The organism is Rhizobium sp. BK312 (genome assembly GCF_014193605.1).
GTDB lineage: Bacteria > Pseudomonadota > Alphaproteobacteria > Rhizobiales > Rhizobiaceae > Rhizobium.
Genome location: NZ_JACHZP010000010.1, coordinates 52,724 through 69,888, shown reverse-complemented (window position 1 = coordinate 69,888; position 17,165 = coordinate 52,724). Strand labels below are relative to the sequence as shown.

Genomic DNA, 17,165 nt, shown 5'->3' with positions numbered 1-17,165 from the left:
TTCTGAACCGCAAGGGGGGCAGGCAAAATGAAAGAAATTTAACGCCGCCCCCTAATACGGTCCCGCTTCACGCAAACGGCTTGACGACCACGAGAATGACGATTGCGATCATCAAAAGCGTCGGCGCCTCGTTCATGACACGCCAGTAGCGCGCCGAATGCTTGTTCTCGTCGCGGGCAAAGGCGCGGACCGCACTGCTGAAATGGCCGTGAACGCCCGAGAGAACCAAGACAAGCCCGATCTTGGCATGCAGCCATCCGCCCTGGAAATCATACACCGACCAGGCAAGATAAAGCCCGAAAATCCAGGTCAGGATCATCGCCGGGTTGATGATGTAGCGCAGCAGCCGCTGTTCCATCACCTTGAACGTCTCGGATTGCTGGGAGCCGGGTTCGGCATCGGTGTGATAGACGAAAAGCCGCGGCAGATAGAACATGCCGGCCATCCACGAGATCACGGCGATGATGTGCAGCGCCTTGATCCAGAGATAAAGATCGGCCGGATGCCAGGCGAAAAGCCCGATCGCCAGCGCCGCAAAGATCAGGATCATGAAATAGGCCCGCCGTCCGGCCTTCTGGCCCGCCGCGGAATCCGTCTGCTTTTCCACGGTCATCAGCTCCTCCATCCCCGCACGCGTTCGACCAGCGCCGCCACATTGGCCGGATCAGCTTGCGGCGTAATGCCGTGCCCAAGATTGAAGATCAGCGGGCCATTCCCGAGCTGCTGCAGGATATCGTCGATCCCGTCGTCCAGCGCCTTGCCGCCGGCAACGACACGCATCGGATCGAGATTGCCCTGCACCGGGCCATCCTTCTGAAGCTCCCGCGCGAAGGCCAGCGGTACGGACCAATCAAGCCCGATCGCATCGGCACCGGTCTTCTGCCGATAGGTTTTCAGCAGATAGCCCGCTCCCTTGGCGAAGGCGATTACCCGAGCCCGCGGCCGCCGCGTCTTGATCGACGCGATCATCTTCGCGACGGGCTTGATGGCGAAAGCCTCGAATTCCTTCTCACCAAGCACGCCCGCCCAGGAATCGAAAATCTGCACGGCATCCGCACCGGCATCGATCTGCGCCACGAGGTAATCGGCCGAGATCTCGGCAAGCAGCATCAGCAGATGTTCGAAGGCCTTAGGATAGCGATAGGCAAACAGCCGGGCAGGAGCCTGATCCGGGGTGCCGTGTCCGGCGATCATATAGGTCGCAACGGTCCAGGGAGCTCCACAGAAGCCAAGAAGCGTGGTTTCCTGGGGCAAGTCCCGCCGCAGCCGTCGCACCGTCTCCATGACGGGCTCTAGATACGCCAGAATGCCCTCTGGTTTCAAAGCCAGGATACCCGTCTCGTCGATTGGATCCATTTCCGGCCCATGTCCCTCGGTGAAGCGAACATTCCGCTTCAGCGCATCCGGGATGACGAGAATATCGGAGAAGAGAATGGCAGCATCGAAGCCATAACGCCGGATCGGCTGCAGCGTCACTTCGACAGCGTAGTCGGGCGTATAACAGAGATCGAGGAAACTTCCGGCTTTCGCACGCGTTTCACGATATTCGGGTAGATAGCGACCTGCCTGTCTCATCAGCCAGAGGGGAGGAGGGGTGAGCGTTTCGCCGCTCAGCACCCGCAGGATCTTCCGGCGTTCATCGGTCACAGACGTCGTCCTATATAAAACCAAACATATATTAAAAGGTTTCTATTTCTTAGAGTCGGTGAGTAGCAAGGATTAAAGTTCGTCCCTTGCCTGTCCAATTTGTCGCGCCTCGAGCATGGAATCGGGAGAGATTTCGGGATCACAAGCTGATATGTGGAAAAGAAAGGCGATTTTTCAATCTTTTGAGGGGGTTGAAGAGAAATTTGGCTCGTCCCGGTCTGGGGACAAGTCGGGGATGAGCGAGGTGTTGCCAATCTTGTCTACATTGCCCACAGCCGCCGCGAAAGCCGTCTCTCGAAAATTCCAAATGTGGAAAACTTGGCCGTTTTCCACTTGCCCTAGATAGCCCCCTTCTCGTACCTCTCTTTTCTCCCGAGATATCAACAGGCGATGGAAAGTAGCGTGGAAAACCGGACGAGCTTCTTTCATCTGCACCTGATTTCTGACTCAACGGGCGAGACTCTCATCTCCGCCGGCCGCGCCGCCTCCGTGCAATTCCATGCCAGCCAGCCGATCGAGCACGTCTATCCGCTAATCAGAAACCGCAAGCAGCTTCTGCCTGTCTTGGAGGCGATCGACCACAGCCCGGGTATCGTCCTCTATACGATCGTCGATCGAGAACTTGCCGATTTCATCGCTGAGCGCTGCAAGGAGATGGGCGTACCATCAGTCAATGTTCTCGAGCCGGTCATGAATGTTTTTCAGACCTATCTCGGCACAGCCTCGCGCCGCCGCGTCGGCGCGCAGCATGTGATGAATGCGGATTATTTCGCCCGCATCGAAGCGCTGAACTTCACCATGGATCATGACGACGGCCAGATGCCTGATGACTATGATGATGCCGATGTCGTCATCATCGGTATCAGCCGAACCTCGAAAACACCAACGAGCATCTATCTGGCCAACCGCGGCATCAAGACAGCAAACATTCCGATCGTCCATGGCGTGCCGTTGCCGGAAGGCCTTACCAGGGCGACGAAGCCCTTGATCGTCGGACTTGTTGCGACGACCGACCGTATCTCACAGGTTCGCGAAAACCGCATCCTCGGCACGACGCCCGGCTTCGATCGAGGCGACTACACCGATCGGGCCGCGATCTCCGAAGAGCTGAAATATGCCCGCTCGCTCTGCGCCAGGCACAACTGGCCGATTATCGATGTCACACGCCGTTCCATCGAGGAGACGGCTGCCGCCATTGTTGCCCTGCGACCCAAGCTGCGCTAAGCGCTCCCCATGACTATCTCGGAGGCAGCCGTCATGACCTCGCCCCTTATCCTTGCATCCTCCAGCCCATTCCGGCGGATGCTGATGGAAAACGCCGGATTGCATTTTCAGGCGATCGCTGCCGATATCGATGAGCGCGCGATCGAAGCACCGCTGGAGCTGGGTGGCGCCAGCCCGGATGCGGTCGCGCTCGTGCTGGCAAAGGCGAAGGCAAAAGAGGTGAGCGATCGCTTTCCCGCCACGCTCGTCATCGGTTCCGATCAGACCATGTCGTTGGGTGCCCAGGTCTTCCACAAGCCGAAGTCGATAGCCGATGCGGAAAATCATCTGCGGACCTTGTCCGGAAAGACGCATCGGCTGAACAGCGCCATCGCGTTGGCACGCAACGGCGACATTATATGGGAGCATGTGTCTCACGCCGATCTGACCATGCGGGAATTATCGGCCGATTTCATTCACCGCCACCTGGGCCGCGTCAGCGATAAGGCCTTGTCGAGTGTCGGCGCCTATCAGCTGGAAGGCGAAGGCATCCAGCTCTTCTCCAAAATCGACGGCGACTATTTCACCATCGTTGGATTGCCGATGCTGCCGCTTCTGGAAAAACTGCGAGAGTTGGGGACGATCGATGGATGATTCACGTGAAACACAAAGCGTAAACGCTTTTGTAACGGGTTATCCGGTCAAGCATTCGCGCTCGCCGCTCATCCATGGATACTGGCTGAAACAGCTCGGTCTGGCCGGCAGCTATCGCGCCCATGAGGTTGCCGTAGAAGCTTTCGAAGCCTTCATTGCATCCTTGAAGGACGGCACCAGCGGCTTCGTGGGCGGCAACGTCACCATCCCCCATAAGGAAGCGGCGTTCAAACTCGCTGATCGGCCTGACGAACTTTCGGAAGAATTGGGCGCGTCCAACACCCTGTGGCTCGAAGGCGGCGAGCTGCACGCAACGAACACCGATAGCCGCGGCTTCACGGCAAACCTGGATGAGCGTCACCCTGGCTGGGATCGTAGCGATCGTGCCGTCATCCTCGGGGCAGGGGGTGCCAGCCGCGCCGTGATCCAGGCGGTGCGCGACCGCGGCTTCAAGGAAATTCATGTGGTCAACCGCACGGTCGAGCGGGCGCAGGAATTGGCGGATCGCTTCGGCGACCGGATCCATGCCCATCCGATGGCCGCACTCCATGAGGTGATGCAGGGCGCCGGTCTCTTTATCAATACGACATCGCTCGGCATGGACGGCGAAGCATCGCCCCGTATCGATTTTTCCTCTCTTGCAGACGGCGCCGTCGTCACCGACATTGTCTATGTACCGTTGAAGACACCGCTTCTCGCCCAGGCCCAGGAACAGGGCTTCGCCATCGTCGATGGCCTCGGCATGCTGCTGCATCAGGCCGTGCCGGGCTTCGAGAAATGGTTCGGAAAACGTCCGGCGGTCGATGAAACCTTGAGGGCATTGATCATCGCCGATATGGAAAAGCACTAATATGATCAAGATCGGGCTCACCGGATCGATCGGCATGGGAAAATCGACCTCGGCAAAACTTTTCGCTGAAGCCGGAATACCGGTGAACGATTCCGATGCGGTCGTGCATGATCTCTATAGTGGCGAAGCCGTGCAGCTGGTCGAGGCTTCCTTTCCGGGAACGACCAGCGGCGGTAAGGTCGATCGGCAGGAGCTCAGCCGAAAGCTTGCCGGCGATCCCTCCGGTTTCAAGCGTCTCGAGGCCATCGTTCATCCGCTGGTGCGCGAACGCGAGCGTCAGTTCCTGGAACGTCAAAGCGAGGCCGGCGCCGATCTGGTGGTGCTGGATATTCCGCTGCTGTTCGAAACCGGCGCCGACAAACGAGTGGATAAGGTTGTTGTCGTCAGCTGCGATCCACAGATTCAGCGGGAGAGGGTGCTTGCCCGACCGGGCATGACGGAGGAAAAATTCAATATGATTCTCTCCCGCCAGACGCCGGATGCGGAAAAGCGCGCGCGCGCCGATTACGTCATCGATACCGGCGGAAGTATCGAGGCGGCCGGCGAGCAGGTCAGAGAGATTATTGCTGATCTGCGGCGCAAGCAGCAGAGCAAGACATAGGAAAGCGGAGTTTCGATATGCGCGAGATCATTTTCGATACGGAAACCACGGGCCTCGACAACAGGGCCGACCGGATCATTGAAATTGGCGGTATCGAGCTCATCAACCATTTCCCGACAGGAAACACGCTGCACCTCTATATCAATCCGGGTGATCGCAAGGTGCATCCGGATGCGCTCGCGGTGCACGGCATCACCGACGAATCGCTGAAGGACAAGCCGCCCTTCGAAGAGGTCGCCGACAAGATCCTCAACTTCTTCGGCGATGCCAAATGGATCGCGCACAACGCCACCTTCGACATGGGTTTCGTCAACGCCGAATTCGCAAGGCTAGGCCGGCCGCCGATCCTGCCCGACATGGTGATCGATACTTTGGCCATGGCCCGGCGCAAACATCCGATGGGTCCGAATTCGCTCGATGCTCTTTGCCGTCGCTACGGCATCGACAACTCGCACCGCACGAAACATGGCGCGTTGCTCGACTCCGAACTGCTGGCTGAAGTCTATATCGAGATGATCGGCGGCCGGCAGACGGCGCTCGGGCTTGGCAGTGTCACCGGTTCATCGGCGCGCTCGCGCCAGAACGATGTCGCGGAGGAAATCGTCGTCGATATCTTGGCGCGGCCCGCTCCGCTGCCGAGCCGGCTAACCGAGGAGGAACTCGCGGCTCATGCGGCGCTGGTCGCCAAGCTCGGCACGAAGGGAATCTGGTCGAAATACCCTGCTTCCGAATAGGGCGTTTTTTCAAGAATCAAAAGAAAATGCCCGGACGTGCGATCCGGGCATTTTCGTTTCCAGAACAGGAAAAATCGAGGCTCAGTTCGGAACGGCCGAAACCTGGGCGCGGGCCTGTTCTTCGGCCATGCGCTGCGTGAACATCTGAGCGAAATCGATCGGATCGATCATCAGCGGCGGGAAGCCGCCGTTGCGCGTGACGTCGGCGATGATCTGGCGTGCGAAGGGGAACAGCAGGCGCGGGCATTCGATGAAGAGCAGCGGCAGCATGTGTTCCTGCGGGAAACCGGTGACGCGGAAGACACCGCCATAAACCAGCTCGGTGTGAAAGAGAACGCGCTCGCCATCCTTGGCTTCGGCGCTCAGCGTCAGCACGACGTCGAAATCGGAATCCGACAGCGGGTTGGCGTTGACGTTCACATTGATATTGATGTCGGGAGCATTTTCCCGGGCCTGAAGCGAGCGCGGGGCACCCGGATTTTCGAAGGAAAGATCCTTGGTGTACTGAGCAAGGATGCTGAGGCTCGGGCTGGCAGCACCGTTGCCGTTGGTCTCGTTGGCCATGGGGGTGTCCTCTCACGTCTCGATGGGTGTCGCCATCTAGCATTTAGAAAAGGGGCTTACAACCCTTATGGCTCCGGCACTCCGGAGGCCGTTCTCTAGTCTTCCAGCCGCTTTTGGTCCGACCAGGGCGAGTTGCGGTTTGGCTCCCGATGGAAATCGCCTTCATCGAGATCGACAACGTTCCCGGGTTTGTTCGGCCGGCCTTGCGGTCCGGCGCCCGGGCCCGGGCCCGGGCCCTGCCCGCGGCGGAACGCCCGCGAATTGCCGACGACGACGATGCGCTTGCGCAAAACCTGCCAGGCGAGATCGCGTACGGCCGGGATGAAGAGCAGCAGGCCGATGATATCAGAGATGAAGCCGGGCAGCATCAGGAAGAAGGCGGCAACGACGATCATGGCGCCATGCACCATCTCGCGGCCGGGATCGCCGCCATTGCGGCTTTCGGCCGAAATGCGCTGAAGAATGCCGATGCCCTGGATTCTCAAAAGAGCAGCACCGAGCAGCACGCTGAGGATGACAAGCCCCAGTGTCGCCCAGACGCCGATCATCTTTCCAACCACGATGAATCCGGCAATTTCAGCCAGAGGCATCAGAAAGACGAAGATAGGAAGAAGTGATAGGCGCATGTTACGGTGGTCCTGAGAGCGGGGTTTCTTCGCGTAAGCGTTGGTTTCGCGCGTATAATAAAGAAACCGGTCCGCTATTTGAATGATAGATCGATGCGGACTATATGGGGATTGATCTTTTAATTTTAACGGTGGTTCCGATACGAGATGGGTGCAAACGATTTTGTGACGATCTTTTTCCTGGTGGCAGCGGTGCTGATCTTCTTTCAGCTGCGCAGCGTTCTCGGCCGCCGCACGGGGAATGAGAAGCCGCCGCGCGATCTCTATGGTTCCGCAGATCCGGCCAATGGCCCAACGGCACCGGATGCCGGTAAGGTGGTGACCTTGCCGCGGCGCGATGGGACCGAAGAGGAAGATCGTTTTGCTGCCATCGATGCCTTTACCCCGGCCGGCACGCCGCTCAATGATTCGCTGCGCGACGTGAGCAAGGCGGATCCTTCTTTCAATCCCAAGGAATTCGTCAACGGTGCCCGGATGGCCTACGAGATGATCGTCATGGCCTTTGCCGAGGGTGATCGCAAGTCGCTGAAAGGCCTGCTGTCGCGCGAGGTCTACGAGGGCTTCGATGCCGCCATCGCCGAACGCGAAGCCAGGGGCGAAAAGGTGAAGTCCACCTTTGTCGGTATCGACAAGGCCGATATCGTCACCGCCGAGGTGAAGGGAACGGATGTCCTCATCACCATGCGCATCGTCAGCCAGATGATCTCGGCCACCTACGACAAGGCCGGCACTTTGATCGATGGCGATGCCGAAGCGGTGGCCGAGGTCAGCGATCTCTGGACCTTCGCCCGCGACACGCGTTCGCGCGATCCGAACTGGAAACTTGTGGCGACCGAATCGGAACAATGACGAGCCTATCGCAGGATTTCAGGCTGGAACCGGCAACCTTCGCCGATCTGAAGGGCTGGGAGGACGACGATCCTTCCAGCCTTTTTCGCGCGATGAAAGACTGTCGCGCCTATATCCGCGATGTGAAGTCCTATCGCACGGGTGCAGTGGGACTGTCGGCCGATGATCTCCTGACGCTCCTCGAAGCGGCGGAAGGCAAGGAACCGCGCAATTCGGCCGAAGCCCGGGCTTTCTTCGAGCAACACTGTCAGCCCTTTTTCATTCGCCGTGATGGCGGCGCGGCCGGCTTTGTAACAGCCTTCTATGAGCCGGAAATAGAAGTCTCCGCCGAGCCGAACGAGATATACCGCTATCCCTTTTATCGTCGACCGGACGATCTCATCGATCTCGATGACAGCAATCGCCCCGCCGAGCTCGATCCTACCTACATGTTCGGGAGGCTTCAGGGCGATTCGATTTCAGCTTATCCCGACCGCGGCGAAATCGATCGCGGCTATCTCGATGGCAAGGGCCTGGAGATCGCCTGGGCGAAATCCAAGGTCGACATTTTCTTCGTGCATGTGCAGGGCGCGGCACGTCTGCGCTATCCTGACGGGCGTCTCGGCCGCATCACCTATGCCGCCAAGGCCGGTCATCCCTTTTCGGCGGTCGGTCGCCTGCTCATCGACCGCGGCCTGCTGGATCGCGCGACGATCTCCATGCAGACGATCCGCGACTGGCTCTACGCACACCCCGAGCAGGTCGATGAAGTCCTCTGGCACAATCGATCTTATATCTTCTTCCGCGAGGCCGATGTTAGCGACCCGGCTCTTGGGCCGATTGCAGCGGCGAAGGTGCCGCTGGTACCTGGCCGTTCCCTTGCGGTCGACAGGCTTATCCACACCTTCGGTTTTCCCTTCTTCATCCGGTCTGAAAGCCTGAAGCACCTCGATGCAGGCAAGCCCTTCGCCCGGTTGATGCTGGCGCTCGATACGGGTTCGGCGATCGTTGGGCCGGCGCGTGGCGATATCTTTACCGGCTCCGGCTACGATGCCGGCGAGCTTGCCGGGACCGTGCGCAATGACGCCGATTTTTATATACTCATCCCGAAGGCGGCGGCGCAGAGGTTCGGCTGATGGCCCCGGAACGGCAGAACAAGGAACGAAAGCTCAGCACGGAAGACCGAATCCTATGGGGTAAGGTCGCCAAGAGCACGCGTCCCATGCCCGGACGTGTGGCCGATATAGAGGCTTTCGAAGCGGCACTGCAGGCGGAAGCCGAAATCGAAGAAAGCGCCCGCGCCGCAAGGACGAAGCCAGTGCCTCCCTCGGCCGAAACGCAGGAAGCTCCCGCGCCTGTAAAGCAGCCCGCTGGCCGCCATCATCCGCTCGAACGCCCCGTCAAGCGCAAGATCGCCAGGGGGCATCTGGCACTTGAGGCCAGGATCGATCTTCACGGGCTCATCCAGAGCGAGGCCCATGGCATGCTTCTGGATTTCCTGCTGCGCGCCCATAGCCGCGGCCTTCGCCATGTGCTCGTCATAACAGGCAAGGGCAGCTCCATGGGCAGCGAGGGAGCCCTGAAGCGTGCCGTGCCGCTCTGGTTTTCCAAGCCCGAATTCCGCTTTCTGATTTCCTCTTATGAGACGGCGGCGCAGCATCACGGCGGCGAGGGTGCGCTTTATATCCGCCTGTCGCGCCTGAAGGGGGAAAAGCTTTGACCCCGTTCGGCGAAGCGGTACGCAAGCTGCGGCTGCGTAAAGGCGTCTCGCAGAAGCAGATGGCGACTGCGCTGAACGTGACTCCGGCTTATTTATCCGCCTTAGAACACGGAAAGCGCGGCCTGCCGACCTTCGATCTCCTGCAGCGCATCGCCGGTTATTTCAACATCATCTGGGACGAGGCCGAGGAATTGTTCCTACTGGCGCGGTTTTCCGACCCCCGCGTTGTCGTCGATACCTCCGGGCTTTCGCCGGAATATACGGCCTTTGTCAATCACTTGGCAGGCAAGATCCGCAGCCTTGACGCGGCAACAATCCGCGAACTCTCGAAGGTTCTGGAAAATGCCGGAAAAACCGGCTGAAAACCGCCTTAATCCCCTGTTTTATACCTGATTTCGGGGCCTTCCGTTTGGAACTTCAGGGTGAAACATCCTATATACAGGCTAGGAAAAACCGCTGATTCGTTAGAGTCGGAAGATTTCGGGTCGAAACGACCTGAAATCTGAATCCGCTCTAAACTCAAAGAAGTAGAGCATGATGCCGTCCGAAAACCGCTCACACTTTTCGGCATCATACTCTACGGATCGGCAGCGTTCTCTAAACACTGGAAAGACTTCAATATATGACCGACACGTCCGTAACCGATAATGGTGGCAACGCCGAGTATGGCGCAGATTCCATCAAGGTCCTGAAGGGCCTCGATGCGGTGCGCAAGCGTCCCGGCATGTATATCGGCGATACGGATGACGGCTCGGGCCTGCATCATATGGTCTATGAGGTCGTCGATAACGCGATCGACGAGGCCTTGGCCGGCCATGCCGATATCGTAACGGTGACGCTCAATCCCGACGGTTCGGTCACGGTCACCGATAACGGCCGCGGTATCCCGACGGATATTCACAGCGGCGAAGGTGTTTCGGCGGCTGAGGTTATCATGACCCAGCTTCATGCCGGCGGTAAGTTCGACCAGAATTCCTATAAGGTTTCCGGCGGTCTGCATGGCGTCGGCGTTTCGGTCGTCAATGCGCTGTCCGTCTGGCTGAAGCTGAAGATCCGCCGCCAGGGCAAGATCCATGAAATGAGCTTCACCCATGGCGTGGCGGATGCACCGCTGAAGGAAACGGGTGATGCGGGCGGCGAGACCGGCACCGAAGTCAGCTTCATGCCGAGCTCCGAAACCTTCACCATGATTGAGTTCGACTACGGCACGCTCGAGCATCGTCTGCGCGAACTCGCTTTTCTGAATTCCGGCGTCCGCATCCTTCTGACCGACAAGCGTCATTCCGACGTCAGGCAGGAAGAGTTGCTTTACGACGGCGGCCTGGAAGCCTTCGTCTCCTATCTCGATCGCGCCAAGAAGCCGCTGGTCCAAAAGCCGGTTTCGATCCGCAGCGAGAAGGACGGAATCACCGTCGAAGTTGCGATGTGGTGGAACGACAGCTACCACGAAAACGTACTCTGCTTCACCAACAACATTCCGCAGCGCGACGGCGGCACGCACATGGCCGGCTTCCGCGCTGCCCTGACGCGCCAGATCACCTCCTATGCGGACAGCTCGGGCATTACCAAAAAGGAAAAGGTGACGCTGACCGGCGACGACTGCCGCGAAGGCCTGACCGCCGTGCTGTCGGTCAAGGTTCCCGATCCGAAATTCTCGTCGCAAACCAAGGACAAGCTGGTTTCCTCCGAAGTTCGCCCCGTCGTCGAGAGCCTGGTCAACGAAGCCCTCAGCACCTGGCTCGAAGAACATCCGTCCGAAGCCAAGGTTCTGGTCGGCAAGGTCGTCGAAGCCGCAGCTGCCCGCGAAGCTGCCCGCAAGGCCCGCGAGTTGACCCGCCGCAAGGGCGCGCTTGATATCGCCTCGCTCCCCGGCAAGCTTGCCGACTGCTCGGAGCGTGATCCCGCCAAGTCTGAAGTCTTCCTCGTCGAGGGCGACTCGGCAGGCGGTTCGGCCAAGCAGGGCCGTTCGCGCGAAAACCAGGCCATCCTGCCGCTGCGTGGCAAGATCCTCAACGTCGAGCGCGCACGCTTCGACAAGATGTTATCGAGCCAAGAAATCGGCACGCTCATTACCGCGCTCGGCACCGGCATCGGCAAGGACGAATTCAATGCCGAAAAGCTCCGCTATCACAAGATCATCATCATGACGGACGCAGACGTCGACGGCGCGCATATCCGCACGCTGCTGCTGACCTTCTTCTTCCGGCAGATGCCCGATCTCATCGAGCGCGGCCATCTCTATATCGCCCAGCCGCCGCTCTACAAGGTGACGCGCGGCAAGTCGGTGCAATATGTCAAGGACGAGAAGGCACTGGAAGAATATCTGATCGGCCAGGGCACGGACGATGCAAGCCTGCGCCTCGGCAACGGCGAAGTCCGTACCGGTCAGGATCTGCGCGAGGCGATCTACGACGCACTGCGCCTGCGCACGCTGATCGACAATCTGCATTCCCGCTATAATCGCTCCGTCGTCGAGCAGGCGGCAATTGCAGGCGCTCTCAATGCCGAAATGGTCAGCGATCCCGCGCGTGCGGAGGCACTCGCCAATGACGTTGCCAAGCGGCTCGATGTCATCGCCGAGGAAACCGAGCGCGGCTGGACTGGTGCCGTGACGAGCGAGGGCGGCCTGCGCTTTGAGCGCACCGTACGCGGCGTCAAGGAAGTCGTCTTCCTCGACATGGCACTGATCGGTTCGCAGGATGCCCGCCTTATCGATCAGCTCGGCGCGCGGCTAAAGGAAGTCTATATCACACCGCCAAAGCTCGTTCGCCGCGATGGAGAGACGGAGATTTCCGGCCCTCGCCAGCTGCTGGACACGATCTTCGCCGGCGGCCGCAAGGGGCTGACGCTGCAGCGTTATAAAGGCCTCGGCGAGATGAATGCCGAGCAGCTCTGGGAAACGACGCTCGACCCGAACGTCCGCTCGCTGCTGCAGGTGAGGGTCACGGATGCGACCGATGCAGATGGCCTCTTTGCCCGGCTCATGGGCGATGAGGTCGAGCCGCGGCGCGAGTTCATTCAGGACAATGCGCTGAACGTCGCCAATCTCGACATCTGATTGTTTGACGAAGACACAAAAGGCCCGCCGGATAGTTTCGGCGGGCCTTTCTTTTTTATCGATTACTTGGCGATGAAGGTACCGTTGAAGGCCAGTCCTGAAAGCGGATTGCGCTGGCTCGGCACTTCGCGCTCGCGCAGCTTTTCCGGAAGTTGATTCTTGTCGCCGATCTTGCCGATCGCAACGGCAGCCTCGACGCGGAAGCCATCCGGAATGCCGAGAACCTCATACGCCTTTTCGACGTGGAAGCCCGTCATGCCATGAGCTTCATAGCCGGCTAAATGTGCTTGGATGGCCAGGAAGCCCCAAGCCGCGCCCGCATCGAAAGAGTGGCTGTAGCTGGGCTTCTGCTCGGCGGAGCCAAGCTCGCCGCTGTGAGTGCGGGAAATGACAAAAAGCAGCGCACCAGCGGATTTCACCCAGCCCTGATTGAAGTCGATCAGGACGCTCAAAAACCGGTCCCAATGTTCCGAGCCGCGCAGAGCATAGAGGAAACGCCAGGGCTGCAGGTTCGAGGCGGAGGGTGCCCAATGCGCCGCTTCCAGAATGGTCAGCAGGTCGGCTTCCGGCAGGGTCTCGTTGGAAAAGGCGCGCGGCGACCAGCGGTCGAGAAAGAGCTTGTCGATCGGATATTGGGATTCGCGGCTATTGCTTGATGTCATGAGGGCTTCTTCCTTAGAGAGCATTTGCCGCAGGCGATCGAAACTGGCCGTTGGCTGGTTATAAATAGCGGATGAAAACTTAAATTCGAGCAGCCCAGCTTACGTCGAGCTCCTCGCGGAAGGCGAAGCGCTTGAGGTGGTCGGCAACGACGTTCTGCATGCGCTCGAGGTCTTCGGGCTTCTCGACCGTCAGCGTCATGACGAGGTTGCCGGGTTCGGCCGCCAGATCGAGGAAGTTTTCCGCGCCGAACGGCACCCTGCCGGCAGCCGCATCGAATTCCACGCTGAAGCGATGGCTCCAATGCTTGCAGAGCTGCTGGAGATAGCGGCTGGCATGGTCGGTCCTGACGTTGGAAACGGATGTCGCCATGGGATTTCTCCGATAAACCTGATCGCAAACGCGTCATTTGATACATAGAGGCATCTGCATTCGCCAGGTAGACAGTCTGTTTCAAGTTTGCGTTATTCCAGTGAAATTTTGTTCCGCTATGCTTCGCGCCTATAGGAACGCGTGCGAGCGGAGACAGAGCCTTGCTGGTAAATGGAAAATGGACTGAGGATTGGCAGCCGGTCCAGGCCAAGGATGAGAAGGGCGGTTTCGTTCGCCAGATTTCGAGCTTCCGCAACTGGGTCACGCCCGATGGTCGTGCAGGACCGACGGGTGACGGCGGTTTCAAAGCAGAGGCCGGCCGCTATCATCTTTACGTCGCTCTGATCTGCCCCTGGGCTTCACGTACCCTGATTGGCCGCAAGCTGAAGGGTCTGGAAGAGGTCATTTCCGTTTCCATCGTCGAACCCGTGTTGTCCAAGCAGGGCTGGCAGTTTGGCGACTATCCCGGTGCGACGAACGATCCGATAAACGGCGCCAGCTACATGCATGAGATCTATACCAAGGCTGATCCGACGTTTACTGGCCGCGCCACCGTACCGGTCCTATGGGACAAGCAGAAGGGCACGATCGTCAACAACGAATCCTCCGATATTCTGCGCATGCTGAATGATGGCTTTGGCGATCTTGCCCGCAATGACATCGATCTCTATCCGGCCGGTAAGCGGGATGAAATCGACAGTTTCAATGCCCGGATCTATCCCGCTCTCAACAATGGCGTCTATCGCGCGGGCTTCGCCACGACGCAGATCGCCTATGAAGAAGCCTTCAACGAGGTCTTCGATTGCCTCGATCAGATCGAAACCGAGCTGGAGAGCAGGGATTTCCTCTTTGCCGCCAATCCGACGGAAAGCGATATCAGGCTCTTCGTCACCCTCGTCCGTTTCGATGTCGCCTATCACGGCCTGTTCAAATGCAATCTCCGCCGGTTGTCGGACTATGCCAACCTCCAGTCTTTCTGCCGCCGTATGTTCGATTGGCCAGGTGTTGCCGAAACCGTTGACTTCGATCATATCAAGCGCGGCTACTACTCGATTTCGACGCTCAATCCCACCGGCATCGTACCGCTGGGGCCGGCGCTGGACGAGCTTTTCTGATACTCGACCGAGTATCGAAACCGGTCTAAGGTCCGCCCGTCCGATGGAGCAGGGAGGATCGTCATGGATTGGGAGCAGTTTCGGCAGTGGTCGGAGAAGGCGGCCAATTGGGGCGCGGATTATCGTGCTTCGCTTCGCGACAGGCCGGTCCGGGCGAAGATGGCGCCGGGCGAGATTGCGGCTCATATCGCCGATTCTCCACCGGAAACGGGCGAAACCATGGAGGATATCTTCAAAGATTTTGAGGATATCCTGGTGCCCGGTATGACGCATTGGCAGCACCCGCGCTTTTTCGCCTATTTCCCCGCCAATGCCGCTCCCGTTTCGGTCGTTGCCGAATATCTGGTCAGCGCCATCGCCGCGCAATGTATGCTCTGGCAGACATCGCCTTCCGCGACCGAACTTGAAACGAAGGTCGTTGACTGGCTGCGCCAGGCGCTCGGCCTGCCTAAAACCTTCACTGGCGTCATTCAGGATTCTGCCTCGACCGCGACCCTTGCGGCCGTGCTGGTCATGCGCGAAAGAGCGCTGGACTGGCAGGGCAACAAAAGCGGGCTTGCGGCCAACAAGGCAGTGCGCATCTATTCCACGGATCAGGTCCATACGTCCATCGACCGCGCCATCTGGATTGCTGGCATCGGCCATGAGAATCTGGTGCGTATCCCCACCGACGGTCCTAACAAGGCCATGGACCCGAAGGCGCTTGCCGAGGCGATCGAGCGTGATCGCGCTGCCGGTTTGCTGCCGGGCGGCGTCATCGCCTGCGTCGGCGGCACCAGCGTCGGTGCTTGCGACGATATCGCCGCCGTCGTTGAGGTCGCCCATGCGCATGGGCTCTATGTCCATGTCGATGCCGCGTGGGCGGGCTCGGCGATGATCTGCCCGGAATTCCGCACTCTGTGGCAAGGCGTCGAACAGGCCGATTCCGTCGTCTTCAACCCGCATAAATGGCTCGGCGCGCAATTTGATTGCTCCGTCCAGTTCGTTCGTGAGCCGGAGACGCTGGTCCGCACGCTGGCGATCCAGCCCGAATATCTGCGCACGCACGGCCACGATGGCATCATTAATTACTCGGAATGGTCCGTGCCGCTCGGCCGCCGCTTCCGTGCGCTGAAGCTCTGGTTTTTGTTGCGCTATCACGGCCTGGAAGGATTGCGCACGATGATCCGCAACCATGTGTCCTGGTCGCAGAATCTGGCGGTGCGCCTAGCTGCAGAGCCGGATTTCGAGGTTGTCACCGAGCCGTTCCTGTCGCTGTTCTCCTTCGATCATAAGGCGCCTGCGGGGGTCGATCAGGAACAGCATACGCAGCGACTGCTCAATGCCATCAACAATGACGGCCGCATCTATCTGACGCAGACCCGCGTCGGCGGCCGGCTGGTCATCCGCTTCCAGGCCGGTCAGTTCGAGGCGACGGCCGAAGACATCAATACGGCCTTTGACGTCATCGTCGAAATCGCCAGGTCATTATCCCCGAACTAGAAAAGCTGTTTTTCCAGCGCGAAGGGCCGAGCCATGCTAGGCTTTCGGAAATCGATTGATGACACTGGTGAATAACTCGTTCATATATGACGCCATCGATCTCGTCTTTGAAAATGCAGGGAAGGAAAATCCATGAAACTGTTGCGTGTTGGCGAAGTCGGCAAGGAAAAGCCGGCGCTTCTGGATAGCGACGGCAAGATCCGCGATCTCTCCGCCCATGTCGCCGATATCGGCGGCGAGGCGATTTCGCCGGCAGGTCTGGCAAAGATTGCGGCCCTCGATCCGAAGAGCCTGCCCGAGTTGCCGGAAGGGCGTCTCGGTGCTTGCGTTGCCGGCACCGGCAAGTTCATCTGCATCGGCCTGAACTTCTCCGACCATGCTGCCGAAACCGGCGCCACCGTACCGCCGGAGCCGATCATCTTCATGAAGGCAAGCTCTGCTATCGTCGGCCCGAACGACAATGTGCTGATCCCGCGCGGTTCTGAAAAGACCGACTGGGAAGTCGAACTCGGCGTCATCATCGGCAAGAAGGCGAAATATGTCAGCGAAGCCGATGCGCTTGATTATGTCGCCGGTTACTGCGTTTCCCACGATGTCTCCGAGCGTGCCTTTCAGACCGAGCGTTCGGGACAGTGGACCAAGGGCAAGTCCTGCGACACCTTTGGCCCGATCGGCCCCTGGCTCGTCACCAAGGACGAGATTGCCGATCCGCAGAATCTCGGCATGTGGCTGAAAGTCAACGGCAAGATGATGCAGAATGGCTCGACCAGGACCATGGTCTATGGCGTCTCCTATCTCGTCTCCTATCTCAGCCAGTTCATGTCGCTGCACCCGGGCGACGTCATTTCCACCGGCACGCCTCCCGGCGTCGGCATGGGCATGAAGCCGCCGCAGTACCTGAGGCCGGGCGATGTCGTCGAGCTCGGCATGGAAGGCCTTGGCACCCAACGCCAGACCTTCCTCGCCGATGCCTGAGCTCAGGAACTTTAACCTTTCGAGATCATTCTTGATGCCGGGGAAGCGATTCTCCGGCGTTTTTTATAGATAAGAA

The 17,165-nt window shown here is 59.1% G+C and carries 19 protein-coding genes; 13 read left to right on the top strand and 6 right to left on the bottom strand.

The features are described 5' to 3' along the window. Positions 1-67: 67 nt before the first annotated feature. On the bottom strand, positions 68-613 hold the full coding sequence (gene hemJ / locus FHT85_RS25100) for a protoporphyrinogen oxidase HemJ (RefSeq protein ID WP_181476394.1): 546 nt from the start codon (positions 611-613) through the stop codon (positions 68-70). Then, on the bottom strand, positions 613-1,647 hold the full coding sequence (hemE, locus tag FHT85_RS25095) for a uroporphyrinogen decarboxylase (protein WP_112400243.1): 1,035 nt from the start codon (positions 1,645-1,647) through the stop codon (positions 613-615). The genes hemJ and hemE overlap by 1 nt, the downstream gene beginning before the upstream one ends. A gap of 402 nt (positions 1,648-2,049) precedes the next feature. On the opposite strand from hemE, the gene FHT85_RS25090 reads away from it, so the two are divergent. From FHT85_RS25090 to dnaQ, 5 genes are read left to right on the top strand one after another with little or no spacing between them, the layout of a single operon-like run. Further along, the gene (locus tag FHT85_RS25090; RefSeq protein WP_112338610.1) at positions 2,050-2,871 is read left to right on the top strand and encodes a pyruvate, water dikinase regulatory protein; all 822 of its coding nucleotides are present in this window, start codon (positions 2,050-2,052) and stop codon (positions 2,869-2,871) included. Between the two features lie 33 nt (positions 2,872-2,904). Continuing rightward, positions 2,905-3,504 carry a Maf-like protein gene (locus FHT85_RS25085; protein WP_112338609.1) on the top strand — a complete coding sequence of 200 codons (600 nt, stop codon included), beginning with the start codon at positions 2,905-2,907 and terminating at the stop codon, positions 3,502-3,504. Further along, positions 3,497-4,354, top strand: coding sequence for a shikimate dehydrogenase (locus FHT85_RS25080; RefSeq protein ID WP_112400242.1), 858 nt, complete (start codon positions 3,497-3,499; stop codon positions 4,352-4,354). Before FHT85_RS25085 ends, FHT85_RS25080 begins: the two co-directional genes overlap by 8 nt. Before the next feature lies 1 nt (position 4,355). Continuing rightward, positions 4,356-4,955 (top strand): dephospho-CoA kinase, encoded by a 600-nt coding sequence (gene coaE, locus FHT85_RS25075; protein ID WP_112338607.1) that lies wholly within the window; start codon positions 4,356-4,358, stop codon positions 4,953-4,955. Between the two features lie 17 nt (positions 4,956-4,972). Beyond that, positions 4,973-5,689: a DNA polymerase III subunit epsilon gene (gene dnaQ / locus FHT85_RS25070; RefSeq protein ID WP_112338606.1), complete on the top strand. Its 717-nt coding sequence runs from the start codon at positions 4,973-4,975 to the stop codon at positions 5,687-5,689. A gap of 81 nt (positions 5,690-5,770) precedes the next feature. On the opposite strand, the gene secB is transcribed toward dnaQ, so the two are convergent. Both secB and FHT85_RS25060 read right to left on the bottom strand, forming a co-directional pair. Next, positions 5,771-6,253, bottom strand: a complete 483-nt coding sequence (gene secB, locus FHT85_RS25065) for a protein-export chaperone SecB (protein ID WP_069613913.1) — start codon at positions 6,251-6,253, stop codon at positions 5,771-5,773. A gap of 95 nt (positions 6,254-6,348) precedes the next feature. Continuing rightward, positions 6,349-6,879, bottom strand: a complete 531-nt coding sequence (locus tag FHT85_RS25060) for an FxsA family protein (protein ID WP_112410474.1) — start codon at positions 6,877-6,879, stop codon at positions 6,349-6,351. Positions 6,880-7,026: 147 nt separating this feature from the next. Between FHT85_RS25060 and FHT85_RS25055 the strand changes: the two genes are divergently transcribed. The 5 genes from FHT85_RS25055 (at position 7,027) to gyrB (ending at position 12,485) form a co-directional block, all read left to right on the top strand. Next, positions 7,027-7,728, top strand: a complete 702-nt coding sequence (locus FHT85_RS25055; protein ID WP_015338173.1) for a Tim44/TimA family putative adaptor protein — start codon at positions 7,027-7,029, stop codon at positions 7,726-7,728. Further along, on the top strand, positions 7,725-8,843 hold the full coding sequence (locus FHT85_RS25050; RefSeq protein WP_112338603.1) for a murein transglycosylase A: 1,119 nt from the start codon (positions 7,725-7,727) through the stop codon (positions 8,841-8,843). The genes FHT85_RS25055 and FHT85_RS25050 overlap by 4 nt, the downstream gene beginning before the upstream one ends. Continuing rightward, positions 8,843-9,427 carry a Smr/MutS family protein gene (locus tag FHT85_RS25045; RefSeq protein WP_112338602.1) on the top strand — a complete coding sequence of 195 codons (585 nt, stop codon included), beginning with the start codon at positions 8,843-8,845 and terminating at the stop codon, positions 9,425-9,427. Before FHT85_RS25050 ends, FHT85_RS25045 begins: the two co-directional genes overlap by 1 nt. Continuing rightward, complete coding sequence (locus FHT85_RS25040) at positions 9,424-9,789, top strand: helix-turn-helix domain-containing protein (RefSeq protein ID WP_112338601.1); 366 nt, start codon at positions 9,424-9,426, stop codon at positions 9,787-9,789. Before FHT85_RS25045 ends, FHT85_RS25040 begins: the two co-directional genes overlap by 4 nt. Positions 9,790-10,049: 260 nt before the next feature. Further along, entirely contained in the window at positions 10,050-12,485 is a 2,436-nt protein-coding gene (gyrB, locus tag FHT85_RS25035; protein ID WP_112400240.1) for a DNA topoisomerase (ATP-hydrolyzing) subunit B, read from the top strand. 62 nt (positions 12,486-12,547) lie between these two features. On the opposite strand, the gene FHT85_RS25030 is transcribed toward gyrB, so the two are convergent. Both FHT85_RS25030 and FHT85_RS25025 read right to left on the bottom strand, forming a co-directional pair. Then, positions 12,548-13,147, bottom strand: coding sequence for a nitroreductase family protein (locus tag FHT85_RS25030; protein WP_015338178.1), 600 nt, complete (start codon positions 13,145-13,147; stop codon positions 12,548-12,550). A 79-nt stretch (positions 13,148-13,226) separates the two neighbouring features. Next, a complete protein-coding gene (locus FHT85_RS25025; protein ID WP_112338599.1) occupies positions 13,227-13,517 on the bottom strand; it encodes a DUF2218 domain-containing protein in 291 nt (96 codons plus the stop codon). Between the two features lie 161 nt (positions 13,518-13,678). Between FHT85_RS25025 and FHT85_RS25020 the strand changes: the two genes are divergently transcribed. From FHT85_RS25020 to FHT85_RS25010, 3 genes are all read left to right on the top strand, one after another. Then, the gene (locus FHT85_RS25020) at positions 13,679-14,632 is read left to right on the top strand and encodes a glutathione S-transferase family protein (RefSeq protein WP_112410473.1); all 954 of its coding nucleotides are present in this window, start codon (positions 13,679-13,681) and stop codon (positions 14,630-14,632) included. Between the two features lie 63 nt (positions 14,633-14,695). Then, a complete protein-coding gene (locus FHT85_RS25015) occupies positions 14,696-16,114 on the top strand; it encodes a pyridoxal phosphate-dependent decarboxylase family protein (protein WP_112410472.1) in 1,419 nt (472 codons plus the stop codon). A 132-nt stretch (positions 16,115-16,246) separates the two neighbouring features. After that, positions 16,247-17,089: a fumarylacetoacetate hydrolase family protein gene (locus tag FHT85_RS25010; protein WP_112410471.1), complete on the top strand. Its 843-nt coding sequence runs from the start codon at positions 16,247-16,249 to the stop codon at positions 17,087-17,089. The last annotated feature ends 76 nt before the right edge of the window (positions 17,090-17,165 follow it).

Excerpts from the sequence above, each read along its gene's own strand:
- coaE (WP_112338607.1), top strand. The coding sequence starts at position 4,356 with ATGATCAAGATCGGGCTCACCGGATCGATCGGCATGGGAAAATCGACC.
- FHT85_RS25060 (WP_112410474.1), bottom strand. The coding sequence starts at position 6,879 with ATGCGCCTATCACTTCTTCCTATCTTCGTCTTTCTGATGCCTCTGGCT.
- dnaQ (WP_112338606.1), top strand. The coding sequence starts at position 4,973 with ATGCGCGAGATCATTTTCGATACGGAAACCACGGGCCTCGACAACAGG.
- FHT85_RS25055 (WP_015338173.1), top strand. The coding sequence starts at position 7,027 with ATGGGTGCAAACGATTTTGTGACGATCTTTTTCCTGGTGGCAGCGGTG.
- FHT85_RS25025 (WP_112338599.1), bottom strand. The coding sequence starts at position 13,517 with ATGGCGACATCCGTTTCCAACGTCAGGACCGACCATGCCAGCCGCTAT.
- FHT85_RS25030 (WP_015338178.1), bottom strand. The coding sequence starts at position 13,147 with ATGACATCAAGCAATAGCCGCGAATCCCAATATCCGATCGACAAGCTC.
- FHT85_RS25045 (WP_112338602.1), top strand. The coding sequence starts at position 8,843 with ATGGCCCCGGAACGGCAGAACAAGGAACGAAAGCTCAGCACGGAAGAC.
- FHT85_RS25080 (WP_112400242.1), top strand. The coding sequence starts at position 3,497 with ATGGATGATTCACGTGAAACACAAAGCGTAAACGCTTTTGTAACGGGT.
- FHT85_RS25015 (WP_112410472.1), top strand. The coding sequence starts at position 14,696 with ATGGATTGGGAGCAGTTTCGGCAGTGGTCGGAGAAGGCGGCCAATTGG.
- secB (WP_069613913.1), bottom strand. The coding sequence starts at position 6,253 with ATGGCCAACGAGACCAACGGCAACGGTGCTGCCAGCCCGAGCCTCAGC.
- hemJ (WP_181476394.1), bottom strand. The coding sequence starts at position 613 with ATGACCGTGGAAAAGCAGACGGATTCCGCGGCGGGCCAGAAGGCCGGA.
- FHT85_RS25050 (WP_112338603.1), top strand. The coding sequence starts at position 7,725 with ATGACGAGCCTATCGCAGGATTTCAGGCTGGAACCGGCAACCTTCGCC.
- FHT85_RS25085 (WP_112338609.1), top strand. The coding sequence starts at position 2,905 with ATGACCTCGCCCCTTATCCTTGCATCCTCCAGCCCATTCCGGCGGATG.
- FHT85_RS25010 (WP_112410471.1), top strand. The coding sequence starts at position 16,247 with ATGAAACTGTTGCGTGTTGGCGAAGTCGGCAAGGAAAAGCCGGCGCTT.
- gyrB (WP_112400240.1), top strand. The coding sequence starts at position 10,050 with ATGACCGACACGTCCGTAACCGATAATGGTGGCAACGCCGAGTATGGC.